Origin of the sequence: Hyphomonas sp. (genome assembly GCF_041398465.1) — a bacterium.
Taxonomy (GTDB): domain Bacteria; phylum Pseudomonadota; class Alphaproteobacteria; order Caulobacterales; family Hyphomonadaceae; genus Hyphomonas.
This window is the reverse complement of sequence record NZ_JAWKUS010000005.1, coordinates 34340-49156: the sequence shown is the minus strand read 5'-3', so window position 1 is coordinate 49156 and position 14817 is coordinate 34340. Positions and strand designations below refer to the sequence as shown.

The window sequence follows — 14817 nt, the reverse complement described above, 5'->3', positions numbered from 1 at the left end:
ATTCGTGAGAATAACGCGGTTGGCGTTCAAGCGAAACATCCTTATCTGCAAGCCTCATTCTGGTTCGCAACAGGGGGTTCGGGATGACCACGCCAACGTCGGACATCGACGAAACCTCCCCGCGTATCGCGGGAAAGCATGAGCTTGCCGAATATCTGGAGGCCGGTTGCAAGCCGGCTGCAGACTGGCGCATCGGGACCGAGCACGAGAAGTTCGGCTTCCTGCGCGAGAACCTCGCGCCGCTGCCCTATGAGGGAAAAGCCTCCGTGCTGGCCATGCTGGAAGGTCTACGCGACCGGTTCGGCTGGGATCCGATTGTTGAAAGCGGCAAGCTGATCGGCCTGCAGCGCGATGGCGCCAGCGTCTCGCTTGAACCGGGTGGCCAGTTTGAGCTCTCCGGTGCCCCCCTGGAAACGATCCACCAGACCTGTACCGAGGTGGGGCGTCACCTCGAAGAAGTCCGCGAGATCGCCGATCCGCTGGGCATCTCATTCCTTGGGCTCGGAGCCAGCCCCCTGTGGAGCCTGGCTGAGACACCGGTGATGCCCAAGGGCCGTTACAAGATCATGATGGAATACATGGACAAGGTCGGGCGCCTTGGCCGCCAGATGATGTTCCGTACCTGCACCGTGCAGACGAATCTCGACTTCGCGTCCGAAGCCGACATGGTGAAAAAATTCCGCGTGGCGCTGGCGTTGCAGCCACTGGGTACGGCGCTGTTCGCCAACTCTCCGTTCATGGAAGGCCGGCCTAATGGCTTCCTCTCCTACCGGTCACAGATCTGGACAGATACGGACCCGGACCGTACCGGCATGCTGCCCTTCGTGTTCGAGGACGGAATGGGCTTTGAGCGCTATGTCGACTATGCCCTCGACGTGCCGATGTATTTCGTGCGCCGGGGCGGGAAGTATCTCGATGCCAGCGGCCTCAGCTTCCGGGACTTCATGGAAGGAATGCTGGAAATCCTTCCGGGCGAGCTGCCCGCGATGGATGACTTTGCGGACCATCTCTCGACGATCTTCCCGGAAGTGCGCCTGAAGCGATTCCTTGAAATGCGCGGATCTGATGCCGGGCCGTGGTCGCACCTCTGTGCTTTCTCGGCCTTCTGGGTCGGCCTTCTGTATTGCCCTGTCTGCCTTGATGGTGCCTGGGACCGGGTGAAGAACTGGACGGCGGCAGAGCGTGAAGCCATGCGCCAGTCGGTGCGAACCCTCGGCCTGAAGACCCCCATTCCGGGTGGCGCCACCATGCAGGATCTGGCGATGGAAATGCTGGATCTTGCGCGTATCGGCCTCAGCAATCGTAATAACCTCTCCGCATCCGGCGATAACGAGACCGGATACCTGGCGGAACTGGACGAGATTGCCCGTTCAGGCAAATCACCGGCCAACCGGCTGCTGGAACGCTATTACGGACCGTGGAATCGCGACGTGCGCCACGTTTTCACGGAACAGGCATACTGAGGCAAAGCTTTCCCTCTATTCCTTCCGAAAAAGCAGAAACTGCCTTGAGCCGAGCGCCATAGCGCGCTCAATATGCGCAATTCAGGGAAGCTGAGGGAGTGAAACAGGTGACCGATAACGCGATTGCCGCCGGACAGGGGCAGGAGAAGACCTTTCTGGGGCATCCGACAGGGCTGTTCGTCCTGTTCTTTGCAGAGATGTGGGAGCGGTTTTCCTACTACGGGATGCGAGCGCTGCTGGTCTTGTACCTGACCAAGCATTTCCTGTTTGACCGTGAAGCCGCGTATGGACTGTACGGCGCCTATACGACGCTGGTCTATATCGGACCGGTGATCGGTGGATTCCTGGCCGACAAATACCTCGGTGCGCGCAAGGCGGTGACGATCGGTGCCATCTTCCTTGTGGCCGGACACCTCGGGATGGCGATTGAGGGAGATCCGGTCCTTGATGGGCAGTCTCCGGACTCCGGCGTCCTGAACATCTTCTATTTCAGCCTCGCCTTGATCATCGTGGGTGTGGGCTTCCTGAAAGCGAACATCTCCACAATCGTCGGCTCGCTGTACAAAAAGACGGATACGCGTCGCGACTCCGCTTTCACGATTTTCTATGTGGGCATCAACACAGGCGCCTTCCTCGGGGCGCTGATCGCGGGCTACCTGGGTGAGACATTCGGTTGGGCCTACGGCTTTGGTGCGGCCGGTGTCGGCATGCTGCTCGGCCTGATCGTCTTCGTCTGGGGCAAGCCTGCCCTGCGTGGGGCAGGCGAGCCGAGTGATCCGGCAAAACTCGCCGCTCCGATGGTGGGCCCGCTGAACCGTGAACACATGATCTGGCTGGGCGCAATCGTGGTTACGTTCATCGTCTGGTTCCTGGTGCGCAGCCAGGGCACGGTGAATACGCTGCTGCTGATCGCGATGACGATTACTTATCTTTACATCGTCTGGCGTGCGGTCGCGAAGCTGAACCCGCACCAGCGCAACCGGATCATTGTTGCGCTGATCCTGATCACCACCAATGTCTTGTTCTGGGGGCTGTTCGAGCAGGCTGGCTCGTCGCTGAATCTGTTCACCGATGAGCATGTCGACCGTAACCTGTTCGGCTGGGAAGTTCCGGCATCCATGTTCCAGTCGATCAATGCCTTCTACATCATGACGCTTGGTCCGGTGTTCGCAGGCCTGTGGGTCTGGCTCGGCAAGAAGGGCTGGGAACCAAGTGCGCCAATGAAGTTCGCGCTGGCGCTGATGCAGCTTGGACTGGGCTTCCTTGTGCTGGCTTTCGGTTCCAACGCTGGTGCAATGACTCCGGTGATCTTCATCTTCCTGATCTATCTTCTGCACACGACTGGTGAGCTTTGCATGAGCCCTGTGGGCCTGTCAGCCATGACCCGCCTGTCGGTGACCTCGATGGTCGGCCTGATGATGGGCGCGTGGTTCCTTGCGTCCGGCGCTGGCAATGCGGTGGCTGCGATCATCGCTCAGGCGACTGCCTCGGGCGGGGAAGGCGTTGGCCAGGTCTTGTCCGTCTACACCAAGGTCGGCTGGTTCGCGATTGGAGTGGGCGTCCTGTTCGCGATTGCGGCGCCCTTCATGACCAGGATGATGCATCTCGACACCTTGTCGGATGACTCGGTTGCGGACGTGGGCACGGTAGATACGTTCGGGTCGAATACCGATCCGGGTGCACCGGATAAGACACTGAGCTAGCATCGGATAGGCACAGCAAGAAAAGGGCGGCCCCATCTGGAGCCGCCCTTTTTTCTGTCTGCCGGCCGATAAAATGCCTGCGGATGCCAGATCTCAGTTGTACGGCGGAATGAACGGGTCTGTCGGCAGGCCGCGTTTCAGCCAGCCTTCGCCGCTTTCATCATTGCCGACCATGCCTTCCTTGATATCGAACACATGCGTGAAGCCGGCTTTCTCGAGTTCGCTGGCCGCTTCGCCGGAGCGTTTGCCACTCCGGCAGATGACAGCGATGGGATGATCCAGGTCGCCAAGCACAGCGCCACGCGCCTGGGCGATGAAGTCCCGGTCTTTTACATTGATGCCATGGCTGTCGCGGGGCAGGCCGGTCATGGCCCATTCCGATGGCGTTCTCACATCCAGCACAACGATTTCACCGCGTTGCACCATTTGCCAGGCTGAATCTGCGGGCAGGGCGCCCGGCTCCGCAAAAGCGGGGGCCGTTATGAAAGTCGCCCCGATCAGGGCACCCACCAGGAAACGCATCGTGTACCGTCCTCTACTGATCGGGCGTGCGAACGAATCGATTCGCATCCCTCTGCCCGATTGTGGCCAGAAAGTGACAAATTGATTCCGGCCCTTCAAGTCCCAAGCCCCGGTTGTTACAGCAAATTTAGCCTGCGCCGCCTACCGTCAGGGCACCAATTTTGAGGGTTGGCTGCCCGACGCCCACCGGCACGGACTGCCCGGCCTTGCCACACATGCCCACGCCGTCATCCATGGCGAAGTCATTGCCGATCATGGTGACGTCCTGAAGCACGGTCGGGCCGTGCCCGATCAGGGTGGCGTTTTTCACCGGCGCGATAACTTTTCCGTTCTCGACGAGATAGGCCTCGGTGCACTGGAAGACGAAGTTGCCGGAGGTGATATCGACCTGTCCGCCGCCGAAGTCGACCGCCCACAAACCGCGCTTGATCGATGAAACGATCTCTTCGGGATCCTTGTCGCCGCCCAGCATCACGGTGTTCGTCATGCGGGGCATGGTCTGCGCTTCATAGCTTTCGCGCCGTCCGTTGCCGGTCGGTTGCTGGCCCATCAGGCGGGCGTTGAGACGATCCTGCATGTAGCCTTTCAGGATGCCGTCTTCGATCAGCACGGTCCGTTGGGTCGGTGTGCCTTCATCATCGAAGGAGAGCGAGCCGCGGCGTGCCTCAATGGAACCATCGTCGATGACGGTGACGCCCTTTGCGGCGACCTGCTCGCCGATCCGTCCGGCATAGACGCTGGTGCCCTTGCGATTGAAGTCACCTTCCAGTCCGTGGCCGACAGCTTCGTGCAACAGGACGGCCGGCCAGCCCGGGCCAAGCACAACTTCCATCTCGCCAGCCGGAGCGGCAATGGATTGAAGATTTACCGATGCCTTTCGAATGGCGCGGCGTACCATGTCCTGCCATCGCTCTGGCCGAATCCACTCATCGTAAGCGGCGCGTCCGCCCGCACCCGCACCAGCTGACTCGCGCCGGCCATTCTCCTCCAGAGTAACCGAGACGTTCAGACGAACGAGCGGCCGGATGTCGGAAAACGCCGCACCATCGGGACGCAGGATATCAACTTCCGTATGGCTGCCAGAAAGGGAAACGGAGACCTGGACAACACGCGGGTCACTTGCCCGGGCCCAGGCATCGATCTCGGCCAGCAGCCCGGTCTTCACCGAAAAGTCCGGGGCAACGGTCGGGTCGATCGGCTGATACAGTCGGCGATTGGTTGGAATGGGGCTGGCAGCCAGTTTGCCGGAATAACCGCGTTTCGCTTCGGATGCCGTCGATGCGGCCCGCCGGATGGCTTCCAGCGAAAGCTCGGAAGCATAGCCTGAGCCTTGCGCCTCGCCCGCGACGACGCGCAAGCCAAAACCCTGATCCGTATCGAATGCTGCCGACTTCAGGCGGCCATCGTCGAAGACAAAGCTCTCCGAGCGTGAGCGTTCCACATACAGGTCTCCGTCGTCGCCGCCACGCACGGCGTCGGCAAGGATTTCGGTGGCCTGGCGAAGATCGAAGGGAAGGGCGTTTTCAGTCATACAGACTAGATGCGCGCCCGCGCGTGGAGCGGCAAGAGGCTGACGTGCTGATTCTCAGCGGCTCAATTGGCGATCGTGAACCGGGTGAGCTGCCATTTGGCCCGTTCGAACTCGGGATTGAGTTCGAGGGTTTTTTGGAAGTCCGAATAGGCGCCAGCCAGATCGCCGGTATTTTCGCGCGCGATGGCCCGATTGTAATAGGCAGCATAGAGTTCCTGGCTGTCCAGCTCGATTGCCTTATCGAGCGAGATGAGTGCCGAGTCGAAATCCTTCTGAAAAATGTAGGCAGCGCCCTCGTTCAGCCAAATGGCCCCAAGCTCGGGTTTCATGTTCTTGGCGGTCGAGTAATCGGACAGGGCACCGTCGTAATTGCCAGCCCGCATGCGCAGCACGCCGCGATTCGTATAGGTTGCCGCCCGGTTTTCCATTTTCATCATTTCGGCCTCGATGGCCTTGGTGCAGATCTTCTCGCCTTCCTGGTTGGAAGTCCGGCCGTAGAGCGCGGCCTCGTAACAGTCACGGGCGATCCCGCCACCGATAACGGACACCTGCGCGGACGCGAAAGGTGCAATTAGGGCGATGAAGCTGGCTGCAAGCAGGGTAGATCGGATCATGATAGCCTCCGAATAACGAGTTTATGTAGGAACAGTTTACCATCATTGCGATGAAGCGACGACAGGCTGCGACAATATTGAGCGCGGAAAGAGGTAGGTTGCGGCTAGTACGTATTGTAGATACAGGAGCAGAGATTCCAACGAGACGAGGATTCCTTCGTGCGACACCTACTTGCCGCTCTTAGCGCAGCGTTGTTCGCCGCTCCGGCTTTTGCTGCCATTCCGCGCGATGGCGCGCTCGGTATGCAACCTGCCGCGACGCGCATTGCAGAGCGTATCCACCACTTCCACACTTTCCTGCTGTGGATCATCATTCCCATTACGATTTTTGTTCTTTTGCTGTTGCTCTACGTGATGCTGCGTCACAATTCGCGCTCGAATCCGACGCCGCGGAAATTCAGCCACAATACGCTTATCGAGGTGATCTGGACGGTTGTTCCGGCGCTGATCCTGGTGGCGATTGCCAGCCAGTCGTTCCCGAACCTCTACTATGAAGACGTTCCGCCGAACCTGCAGCAGGTTCAGGACAAAGCGAACAAGCTTCTGGCAGATGGCAAGTCGGCCGAATACGAGCGCTTCACGAAGGAATACAATCCGGAAGCGGCTGCCAAAGGCTTCGTGAACGTGAAGGCGCAAGGCAACCAGTGGAACTGGACCTACACTTACCCGGATATCACCGACGATGCCGGTTACCCGCTGGAGTTCGTGTCGAACCCGCTTCATGTCGGCCTGTCGACAGATTCCACTGAGGGTGTTCGCAACCTGTCCGTCGACTATCCGATGGTTGTGCCCGCTGGCCGCTATGTGCGCTACTACACGGCCGCTGCTGACGTGATCCACTCGTTCGCTGTGCCTGCATTCGGCATCAAGACTGACGCTGTGCCGGGTCGCCTGAATGAAGGCTGGTTCCTTGTCGACCAACCGGGCGCTTACTACGGCCAGTGTTCCGAACTGTGCGGCGTGAACCACGCCTACATGCCGATTGAGGTGCGCGTTGTGCCGCAAGAGCAATTCGATCGCTGGGCGCAGCTGATGCTGGCTGGCGAATATGATGCTGCAGCCGCCTCGGTGCAGAATATCGCGTCCATCGAACCGGCGACCAAGTTCGCTGCGGTCACTGAATAAACCGAGAGAGAAGAGTACGTCCCATGCCTATGGATGAAGTCGCCCTCGACCACGCCCACGACGATCATGACCACAAGCCTGGTTTTTTCACGCGTTGGCTGTTTTCCACCAACCACAAGGACATTGGTACGCTGTACCTGATCTTCGCGATGATTGCGGGGATCGTGGGGTACACCCTGTCCGGCCTGATCCGCTGGGAACTCGCTGAGCCGGGTATCGGCGTGCTGACACGCTTTGTCGCCGGCGAAGGCGACGTGGCGATCCAGAATGCCAAGCATTTCTACAACATGGTCATCACCTATCACGGCCTGATCATGATCTTCTTCATGGTTATGCCGGCTCTGATCGGCGGCTTCGGCAACTGGTTCGTTCCGCTCATGATTGGTGCGCCGGATATGGCGTTCCCGCGCATGAACAACATCTCTTTCTGGCTGACCGTTGCGGCATTCGTCCTGGCTTCCATTTCGATGATGATCCCGGGTGGTTCCGCTGGTAATGGCTTTGCTGGCGGTTGGGTTCTTTACCCGCCTCTGTCGTCGACGACAGGTCACCCCGGCCCGGCGATGGACGTGCTGATCCTTTCGCTTCACACCGCGGGTATCGCGTCGATCCTTGGCGCCATCAACTTCATCGTGACCATCCTGAACATGCGTGCGCCGGGCATGACCCTGCACAAGATGCCGCTGTTCGCCTGGGGTGTTCTGGTGACAGCTGTCCTGCTGCTCCTGTCGCTGCCGGTGCTTGCCGCTGCGCTGACCATGCTGCTGACGGACCGGAACTTCGGTTCCCAGTTCTTCAATCCGGCCGGCGGCGGTGATCCGATCATGTTCCAGCACCTGTTCTGGTTCTTCGGCCACCCGGAAGTCTACATTATGATCCTGCCGGCCTTCGGCATCATCAGCCACATCGTGTCGACCTTCTCCAAGAAGCCGATCTTCGGCTACCTCGGCATGGCTTACGCCATGGTGTCGATCGGTGTCATCGGCTTCGTCGTGTGGGCACACCACATGTACACGGTCGGTATGGACGTCGACCTGAAGGCCTACTTCGTTGCTGCGACCATGGTCATCGCGGTCCCGACGGGCATCAAGATCTTCTCATGGATCGCCACGATGTGGGGCGGCTCCATCGAGTTCAAGGTCCCGATGCTGTGGGCAATCGGCTTCATCTTCCTGTTCACTGTTGGCGGTGTGACGGGTGTTGTTCTGGCCAATGCCGGTATCGACCACTCGCTGCACGATACGTACTACGTTGTGGCGCACTTCCACTATGTGCTGTCGCTGGGTGCCGTGTTCGGCTTGTTCGCGGGCTGGTACTACTGGTTCGAGAAGATGTTCGGCATCAAGTACAACGGCATGATCGGTGGCCTGCATTTCTGGCTGATGTTCATCGGTTCGAACGTCCTGTTCTTCCCGCAGCACTTCCTCGGTCTGCAGGGCATGCCGCGCCGCTACATCGACTATGCCGACGGCTTCGCCACCTGGCATCACTGGTCTTCGGTCGGTTACGCGATCACCATGGTTGCCACGCTGGTCTTCTTCGTCGGCCTGGCCGAAGCGCTGATCCGCCGCCGCAAGGGTGAAGCCAATCCGTGGGGCGAAGGCGCCACGACGCTGGAGTGGACGCTGCCTTCGCCGCCGCCGTTCCACCAGTACAACGAACTGCCGCACGTCACGGCCAAGGGCGGTCACTAAGCGATCTCCGCCTGATCCACTCAATCGCAGCGGCCTCTCGTATCACGGGAGGCCGTTCGCTTTCCAAAGTCCCGGAAAGAAGGACCTGATCTGTTGAACATGCGCCTGCCCATCGTGATTGGCATGTATGCCTTCATCGTGGTGTTCCTGCCGCGCAACCCGGCCGTGGACCGGTTGTTCGACAAGGTGCGGACAATAGATCCGAACATCGCGATTACCGTGTCCGTCATCGCGCTGATTGCCGGAGGTATCGGCCTTTGGGTGCTCTGGCGTCAGCCGAAGGGGCTGTTGCGGACAAAGCCCAGCCGCAAGCTGGTGATCGTCAATTCGGGGTTGGTCGGTATCGTGTTCGCGGCGATCTTCGACGTGATGCAGAAGCTTTCCGGCGCCTCGACAGACCTGATCAGCCTGATTTTGGTGCCCATCGCCTTCATGATCGCCGAAGCTACTTACCTCGCGCTCGAATGGCGCCTGAACCGCAAGTTTGATAAGGAATGAGCCCATCTGTGGCCGCGACGGCCCAATTGTCGCGCTGACAGCACTGGCTCGCAGACCCATACCAGAAACACACCAACCGGACCTGCAATGACCGACGCCCCCGCTACTCCAGAAAAGCGCTACGGCACAGCTGGCGATTATGTGCAGCTGCTGAAGCCGCGCATCATGATGCTGGTTGTATTCACCGCCGTAGCCGGTCTCATCGCGGCAACCGGTGTGACCGGGCAATCCATGAACCCTCTCATGGCGGCAATTGCGGTGCTGGCTGTGGCGCTTGGTTCCGGCGCGGCGGGCGCGATCAACATGTGGTACGATTCCGATATCGATCTCGTGATGACGCGGACGTCCACTCGGCCGATTCCATCCGGCGCCGTGCCGCGCGAAGAGGCGATTGCCTTGGGCATGATCATGAGCGGCGTGTCTGTCCTGCTCATGTGGCTCGCGTCGAACTGGCTGGCGGCCGGGCTGTTGGCGTTTTCGATCTTCTATTACGGCGTCATCTATACGATGTGGCTGAAGCGCTCGACGCCGCAGAACATCGTGATCGGGGGCGGGGCCGGGGCTTTCCCGCCGGTTATCGGCTGGGCTGCGGTCACCGGCAATACGCCGCTGGACGCTTGGATCCTGTTCGCAATTACCTTTTTCTGGACGCCGCCGCACTTCTGGGCGCTGAGCCTGCTGGCGCATTCCGAATACGAGAAAGCCGGCGTGCCCATGCTCCCTGTCACGCATGGCGCGAAGGCGACCCGGCTGCAAATGCTGGTCTATACGATCGTCCTTGCGGCGGTTTCGATGACACCCTTGGTGACCGGACTGGGTGGCTGGATCTACGGCGTGGTCACCGGAGTGCTGAACCTGGCCTTCCTGTATTTCGCCGTGCGGGTCTGGCGTTCGCATGCGGGGGACAACGGCGCACCCGGTGCCGACCAGAAACTTGCGCGTAGCATGTTCCTCTTCTCGATCCTGTACCTTTTCCTCGTCTTCGCGGCCTTGATCGTGGAGCACGCAGCCGGTCTGCATTTCCCTGTCGGAGGCCTGTAAATGAGCGATGATGGCGTGAAGAAGGGCGGCGAGCAGTTCCCGGAACCAGCACATCTGGATGACGCGGCACGAACGGCGCAAAAGCGGCGCAACCTCTGGCTTGGGCTGGCATTGCTGGGCTTTGTTTTTCTTGTGGGTCTCACAACTTTTGTGCGCCTCAGCGGTTCAGAGGACAACAAGGCCAACTTCTATTACAATATGAACGAAGCGGGGCAGGACGAGGCACCGGCGCTTCCGCCCGGCATGTCGCCGGATCAGGCTGTTCCGCCGGCGAATCTGTCGCCAGAACCTGCGGCGGCTGATGCCACGGTCGACGAAGAGGAGGCACCTGAGCAATGAAGCTGTCGAATGCAAAGGTCGCCGGGATCTCGCTGACCGTCTTCACCGCCATGCTGGGGCTCGGCTTTGCGGCCAAGCCGCTCTACGGCACATTCTGCCGGGTGACCGGATATGGCGGTACGACCCGCATCGCGACGTCCGCCCCGAAAGAGATTGTCGATCAGACGATTACGGTGCGCTTCGATACGAATGTGGCCGATACGCCTCTGGAATTCCGTCCGCTTCAGCGCTCCGAAGACGTCAAGATTGGCCAGCATGGCCTTGCCTTCTTTGAAGTTTCCAACCCGACGGATGAAGAAATCCACGTCATCGCGGCCTACAATGTGACGCCGCACTATTCCGGCAAGTACTTCAACAAGCTGGAGTGTTTCTGTTTTGACGAGCGGGTCATCGCCCCGCACGAGACCAAGAAGCTTCCAGTGGTCTACTTTATCTCGCCCGATATGGTTGAAGATCATGTGGCCGACCAGCTGGAAACCATCACGCTCAGCTACACTTTCTATGAAAGTTCGAAATACAAAGGGCCGAAGACCCAGGCAGCCTGGGGTGCGGCGAATTCAGCCACGGGCGGCTGAAACTGTTGCACTTTCGGTCCGGAGCGGTCTAAACAGCTCAGAGATTCTAGGGATATAAATCAAGGGGTCCGCCAGACATGGCTCACGGCGAAGTCAAACACGATTATCATCTGGTCAACCCGTCACCGTGGCCGCTTCTCGGCTCGTTGTCGGTACTGGTTCTGGCGCTTGGCGGCGTCAATTACATGAAGGGCCTTTTCGGCATGGAAAAGGGAACCGTGTGGCTGCTGGCCGTCGGTTTCGCCATGGTCGCATGGGTCATGTTCGGTTGGTGGCGCGAAGTCATCAAGGAAGGCAAGATTGGCGACCATACGCCGGTTGTTTCCATTGGCCTGCGCTATGGCATGATCCTGTTCATCGCGTCTGAAGTGATGTTCTTCGTTGGCTGGTTCTGGAGCTTCTTCGAATTTGCCATCTTCCACAGCGCTCGCGTCGGCGAGAACTGGGATGCTGCCAACCCGCTGTTCGCGGATGCGCTGGCCAAGTTCAAGGACTGGCCGCCGGTTGGCGTCGAGACCTTCGACCCGTTCCACCTGCCGCTGATCAACACGCTGATCCTGCTGCTGTCCGGTACCACCGTGACCTGGGCCCACCACGCGCTCCAGCACGATGACCGTTCCGGCGCGAAGCTCGGCCTTCTGGTTACTATCCTGCTCGGCATGGCTTTCACCGCGCTGCAGGTTTTCGAATACAGCCACGCACAGTTCAGCTTCGACGGCACGCTCTACGGCTCGGCCTTCTTCATGGCGACCGGCTTCCACGGTGCCCACGTCGTGATCGGTACGCTGTTCCTGATCGTCTGCCTGCTCCGCCTTCTCGTGGGTGGCATGTCGGCCAAGAAGCACCTCGGCTTCGAATTCGCTGCCTGGTACTGGCACTTCGTTGACGTCGTCTGGCTGTTCCTCTTCGCTTTCGTTTACGTCACTCCGTACCTCGCACTGGGCGCAGGGCACTAGACGGACGCGCAAGCAAGCGCTGACTTTCAAGGGCCCGCCGGCGCGCAACCGCCCGGCGGGCTCTGCTTATTCGGGCAGGGCCTTTCCCTGCGGCTGAAAGGGTCGAAGATGACTTTTCGTCCGTATCCCGTGATGACGGTGTTCACGCTCATCAGCCTGGGCATCCTGATCTGGCTAGGCAACTGGCAATATGGCCGCTTCCTCCAGAAGATGGAGATCGATCGCCAGACACCGGAGTGGACCGTTCTGGACGGCGAGATCGTTCCAGGTAGCGAGGTGTTGTCCTACTACTATGTCGAAGGGCAATCCGGCTGGATGCGGGTTGTCGCGGTCGATACCGGTGAAGCTGTAGTCTACACACCCATCGAAATCATCCAGCAGATTGATCCGCCTGCCGTGTGCGACGGAGAGCATTGTCCGGCCGGGCGCCTGTCAGCCAGAGGCATCTACAAGCCCGCCTTCAAGCGCAATGCTTTCACCGCTGCAGACGACATGGAAAATCGCGTTTTCTACGTGCTCGACCCCGCGGAATTCGCGTCGCTGCTGCCAGACGAGACAGAGGGCCGCGTGGCGCCAGATGTCTTCGAGCCGGAAGTCATCCGCTTCGTCTCTGAAAGCGGCCCCTACCTGATCGACAATCCTTATGCCCGCCTGCGTCTGGATGATGAATTGCCGCCGCAAAGGCATTTTGGCTATGCGATCACGTGGTGGGGGCTGGCCATGGCGCTCATCGGCGTATATCTCGCCTTTCATCATCAGAAGGGACGGCTCAGGTTCCGGAACGAGGGCAAATCGTGAAGTACATTTCTACCCGGGGCCAGGCTCCGTCCACTGACTTTGCCGGCGCATGTCTGGCTGGCCTCGCGCCGGATGGCGGCCTGTATGTGCCGGAAAGCTTTCCGCAGATCGCTCCGCCTGCCAAGGGCGAAACCTACCACGAAGTGGCCGCGCGCATCCTGTCTGCCTTCACGGGCGATGCGATTCCGCTGGAAGACCTGAAGCCGCTTTGCGAACGCGCCTATGGCAGCTTTGCGCATCAGTGCGTCGCGCCGCTGACCCAGTGGCGGCAGGACGCATGGCTGATGGAGCTGCACCACGGTCCGACGCTGGCATTCAAGGATATCGCGATGCAGATCATCGCGCAGATCTATGACTACCTGCTCGGTAAGTCCGGCCAGCGCATGATGATTGTCTGTGCAACGTCGGGCGATACGGGTGGGGCGGCGGCGGCTGCGTTCGCTGGCGCGAAACATGCGGACCTGGTGATCCTGCATCCGCACGGCCGGATTTCTCCGGTGCAGCGCATGTTCATGACCACGACTGGTGCCGCGAATGTCGTGAACCTGGCGCTGGATGGAGATTTCGATGATTGCCAGGCGATCGTCAAAGACATGTTCGGTGACCGGGAGTTTGTGGACCGCGTAAACCTGTCCGGGGTGAACTCGATCAACTGGGCTCGTGTCGCAGCGCAGTCGGTTTATTACGCGACCGTGCAGGCAGCTCTTGGCGGGGCGCTGCGCTTTGTCGTGCCGAGCGGAAACATGGGTGATGCGCTGGCAGGTTATGTGGCGGCACGCTGCGGCTTGTTGAGCGGCGGGTTCGAAGCGGTTTGCGCGGTGAACGCCAATGATGCGCTGGCACGTCTGTTCAACACCGGCGTCATGTCGCGAGCTTCGGCAGTCGCCACACCCAGCCCGGCAATGGATATTTCCGTGCCATCCAACTTCGAACGCCTTCTGTTCGAAATGACGGGCCGCGATGCCGATGCGGTTCGCAATACCTACGACACTTACAAGCAGGCTGGTGAAGCTCCGCTGCCGGAGGAAGCTGTCTCGCGTCTCAAATGCTCCGGTCTCTCTGCAGCGTCCGTCAGCAATGACGAGACGATGGGCGAGATGAAGCGGTTCGAGCAGGAAACCGGCTGGCAAATTTGTCCGCATACGGCAGTGGGTACGTTCCACGCACGCCGTCTTCCGGACGCGGATGTCAAAACCGTCGTGCTCGCGACGGCGGCGGCAGCAAAATTCCCGGAAACGGTGGAAGAGGCGACCGGCCGCAAACCGACTATGCCCGCTCGCGCCGAAGTGCTCTACGAACGCGAAGAAGTGTTCGAGCGAACCGAAGCTTCCCTCGCCGCGGTGCGTCAACGCATCGAGCAGCATGTGGGGCGGAGCCGGTAAGATGCTGCCGCCCCTGCGCGAAACGCTGGTCACGACGGAGCGGCTGGTGCTTGCACCGCCGTTCCGGGCCGATTTCGCTGAATGGGCGGATGTCAGGGAACGTAGCCGTGCGCACCTGGAGCCATGGGAACCTGTCTGGCCAAGCGACGTGCACACCAAGGCGGACTGGAGCCGGCGCCTGAAGGCGTGGCACAGTAGCTGGCGCAGTGGCCGGGCGCATGTATTTCTGATCCGACGGCAGAATGACAACCGGTTGGTCGGTGGCGTGTCGATCACCAATGTCCGTGGCTGGCCCGCACAGGCAGCCAATCTCGGTTATTGGATTGGCGCAGAGTTCGAAGGCAACGGATATATGCGGGAGGCGGTCGGCACGATATGCGCCTGGGCATTTCAGGTTCTGGACCTCTGTCGCATTGAAGCTGGCACCTTGCCGACCAATGAGCGCTCGCAACGCGTCCTCGCAAATGTTGGTTTCGAGCGTGAAGGATACGCAAGGGAATACCTGGAGATTGCGGGAAAGCGGGAGGATCACATACTTTTCGCCCTCGTCAGGCCGGCAATGCAGCGCTAGATTCA

At 60.0% G+C, this 14817-nt stretch carries 15 protein-coding genes; 12 read left to right on the top strand and 3 right to left on the bottom strand.

Features of this window, described 5'->3' with window-relative positions:
• The first annotated feature begins 83 nt into the window (after positions 1-83).
• Positions 84-1463: a glutamate--cysteine ligase gene (locus R3C98_RS15265; protein ID WP_371314935.1), complete on the top strand. Its 1380-nt coding sequence runs from the start codon at positions 84-86 to the stop codon at positions 1461-1463.
• A 107-nt stretch (positions 1464-1570) separates the two neighbouring features.
• Positions 1571-3166, top strand: coding sequence for a peptide MFS transporter (locus tag R3C98_RS15260; protein WP_371314934.1), 1596 nt, complete (start codon positions 1571-1573; stop codon positions 3164-3166).
• A gap of 93 nt (positions 3167-3259) precedes the next feature.
• Here the strand turns inward: R3C98_RS15260 and R3C98_RS15255 are convergent, their stop codons facing one another.
• From R3C98_RS15255 to R3C98_RS15245, 3 genes are all read right to left on the bottom strand, one after another.
• The gene (locus tag R3C98_RS15255) at positions 3260-3688 is read right to left on the bottom strand and encodes a rhodanese-like domain-containing protein (protein WP_371314933.1); all 429 of its coding nucleotides are present in this window, start codon (positions 3686-3688) and stop codon (positions 3260-3262) included.
• A 127-nt stretch (positions 3689-3815) separates the two neighbouring features.
• Entirely contained in the window at positions 3816-5219 is a 1404-nt protein-coding gene (gene tldD, locus R3C98_RS15250; protein WP_371314932.1) for a metalloprotease TldD, read from the bottom strand.
• 62 nt (positions 5220-5281) lie between these two features.
• Positions 5282-5833, bottom strand: a complete 552-nt coding sequence (locus R3C98_RS15245; protein ID WP_371314931.1) for a tetratricopeptide repeat protein — start codon at positions 5831-5833, stop codon at positions 5282-5284.
• Between the two features lie 159 nt (positions 5834-5992).
• On the opposite strand from R3C98_RS15245, the gene coxB reads away from it, so the two are divergent.
• From coxB to R3C98_RS15195, 10 genes are all read left to right on the top strand, one after another.
• On the top strand, positions 5993-6958 hold the full coding sequence (gene coxB, locus R3C98_RS15240; protein WP_371314930.1) for a cytochrome c oxidase subunit II: 966 nt from the start codon (positions 5993-5995) through the stop codon (positions 6956-6958).
• 23 nt (positions 6959-6981) lie between these two features.
• The gene (gene ctaD / locus R3C98_RS15235) at positions 6982-8652 is read left to right on the top strand and encodes a cytochrome c oxidase subunit I (RefSeq protein WP_371314929.1); all 1671 of its coding nucleotides are present in this window, start codon (positions 6982-6984) and stop codon (positions 8650-8652) included.
• A 99-nt stretch (positions 8653-8751) separates the two neighbouring features.
• Positions 8752-9150 (top strand): hypothetical protein, encoded by a 399-nt coding sequence (locus tag R3C98_RS15230; RefSeq protein ID WP_371314928.1) that lies wholly within the window; start codon positions 8752-8754, stop codon positions 9148-9150.
• A gap of 87 nt (positions 9151-9237) precedes the next feature.
• On the top strand, positions 9238-10191 hold the full coding sequence (gene cyoE, locus R3C98_RS15225) for a heme o synthase (protein WP_371314927.1): 954 nt from the start codon (positions 9238-9240) through the stop codon (positions 10189-10191).
• Positions 10192-10530 (top strand): hypothetical protein, encoded by a 339-nt coding sequence (locus R3C98_RS15220; protein ID WP_371314926.1) that lies wholly within the window; start codon positions 10192-10194, stop codon positions 10528-10530.
• On the top strand, positions 10527-11105 hold the full coding sequence (locus tag R3C98_RS15215; RefSeq protein WP_371314925.1) for a cytochrome c oxidase assembly protein: 579 nt from the start codon (positions 10527-10529) through the stop codon (positions 11103-11105). Before R3C98_RS15220 ends, R3C98_RS15215 begins: the two co-directional genes overlap by 4 nt.
• Before the next feature lie 77 nt (positions 11106-11182).
• Positions 11183-12061 carry a cytochrome c oxidase subunit 3 gene (locus R3C98_RS15210; RefSeq protein ID WP_371314924.1) on the top strand — a complete coding sequence of 293 codons (879 nt, stop codon included), beginning with the start codon at positions 11183-11185 and terminating at the stop codon, positions 12059-12061.
• Positions 12062-12169: 108 nt separating this feature from the next.
• On the top strand, positions 12170-12859 hold the full coding sequence (locus R3C98_RS15205) for an SURF1 family cytochrome oxidase biogenesis protein (RefSeq protein WP_371314923.1): 690 nt from the start codon (positions 12170-12172) through the stop codon (positions 12857-12859).
• Positions 12856-14241, top strand: a complete 1386-nt coding sequence (thrC, locus tag R3C98_RS15200; protein ID WP_371314922.1) for a threonine synthase — start codon at positions 12856-12858, stop codon at positions 14239-14241. Before R3C98_RS15205 ends, thrC begins: the two co-directional genes overlap by 4 nt.
• A 1-nt stretch (position 14242) precedes the next feature.
• Positions 14243-14812, top strand: coding sequence for a GNAT family N-acetyltransferase (locus tag R3C98_RS15195; protein ID WP_371314921.1), 570 nt, complete (start codon positions 14243-14245; stop codon positions 14810-14812).
• Positions 14813-14817: the final 5 nt, after the last annotated feature.

Coding starts and splice junctions, on each gene's coding strand:
- R3C98_RS15265 (WP_371314935.1), top strand. CDS start 84: ATGACCACGCCAACGTCGGACATCGACGAAACCTCCCCGCGTATCGCG.
- R3C98_RS15255 (WP_371314933.1), bottom strand. CDS start 3,688: ATGCGTTTCCTGGTGGGTGCCCTGATCGGGGCGACTTTCATAACGGCC.
- tldD (WP_371314932.1), bottom strand. CDS start 5,219: ATGACTGAAAACGCCCTTCCCTTCGATCTTCGCCAGGCCACCGAAATC.
- R3C98_RS15245 (WP_371314931.1), bottom strand. CDS start 5,833: ATGATCCGATCTACCCTGCTTGCAGCCAGCTTCATCGCCCTAATTGCA.
- ctaD (WP_371314929.1), top strand. CDS start 6,982: ATGCCTATGGATGAAGTCGCCCTCGACCACGCCCACGACGATCATGAC.
- R3C98_RS15230 (WP_371314928.1), top strand. CDS start 8,752: ATGCGCCTGCCCATCGTGATTGGCATGTATGCCTTCATCGTGGTGTTC.
- cyoE (WP_371314927.1), top strand. CDS start 9,238: ATGACCGACGCCCCCGCTACTCCAGAAAAGCGCTACGGCACAGCTGGC.
- R3C98_RS15220 (WP_371314926.1), top strand. CDS start 10,192: ATGAGCGATGATGGCGTGAAGAAGGGCGGCGAGCAGTTCCCGGAACCA.
- R3C98_RS15215 (WP_371314925.1), top strand. CDS start 10,527: ATGAAGCTGTCGAATGCAAAGGTCGCCGGGATCTCGCTGACCGTCTTC.
- R3C98_RS15210 (WP_371314924.1), top strand. CDS start 11,183: ATGGCTCACGGCGAAGTCAAACACGATTATCATCTGGTCAACCCGTCA.
- R3C98_RS15205 (WP_371314923.1), top strand. CDS start 12,170: ATGACTTTTCGTCCGTATCCCGTGATGACGGTGTTCACGCTCATCAGC.
- R3C98_RS15195 (WP_371314921.1), top strand. CDS start 14,243: ATGCTGCCGCCCCTGCGCGAAACGCTGGTCACGACGGAGCGGCTGGTG.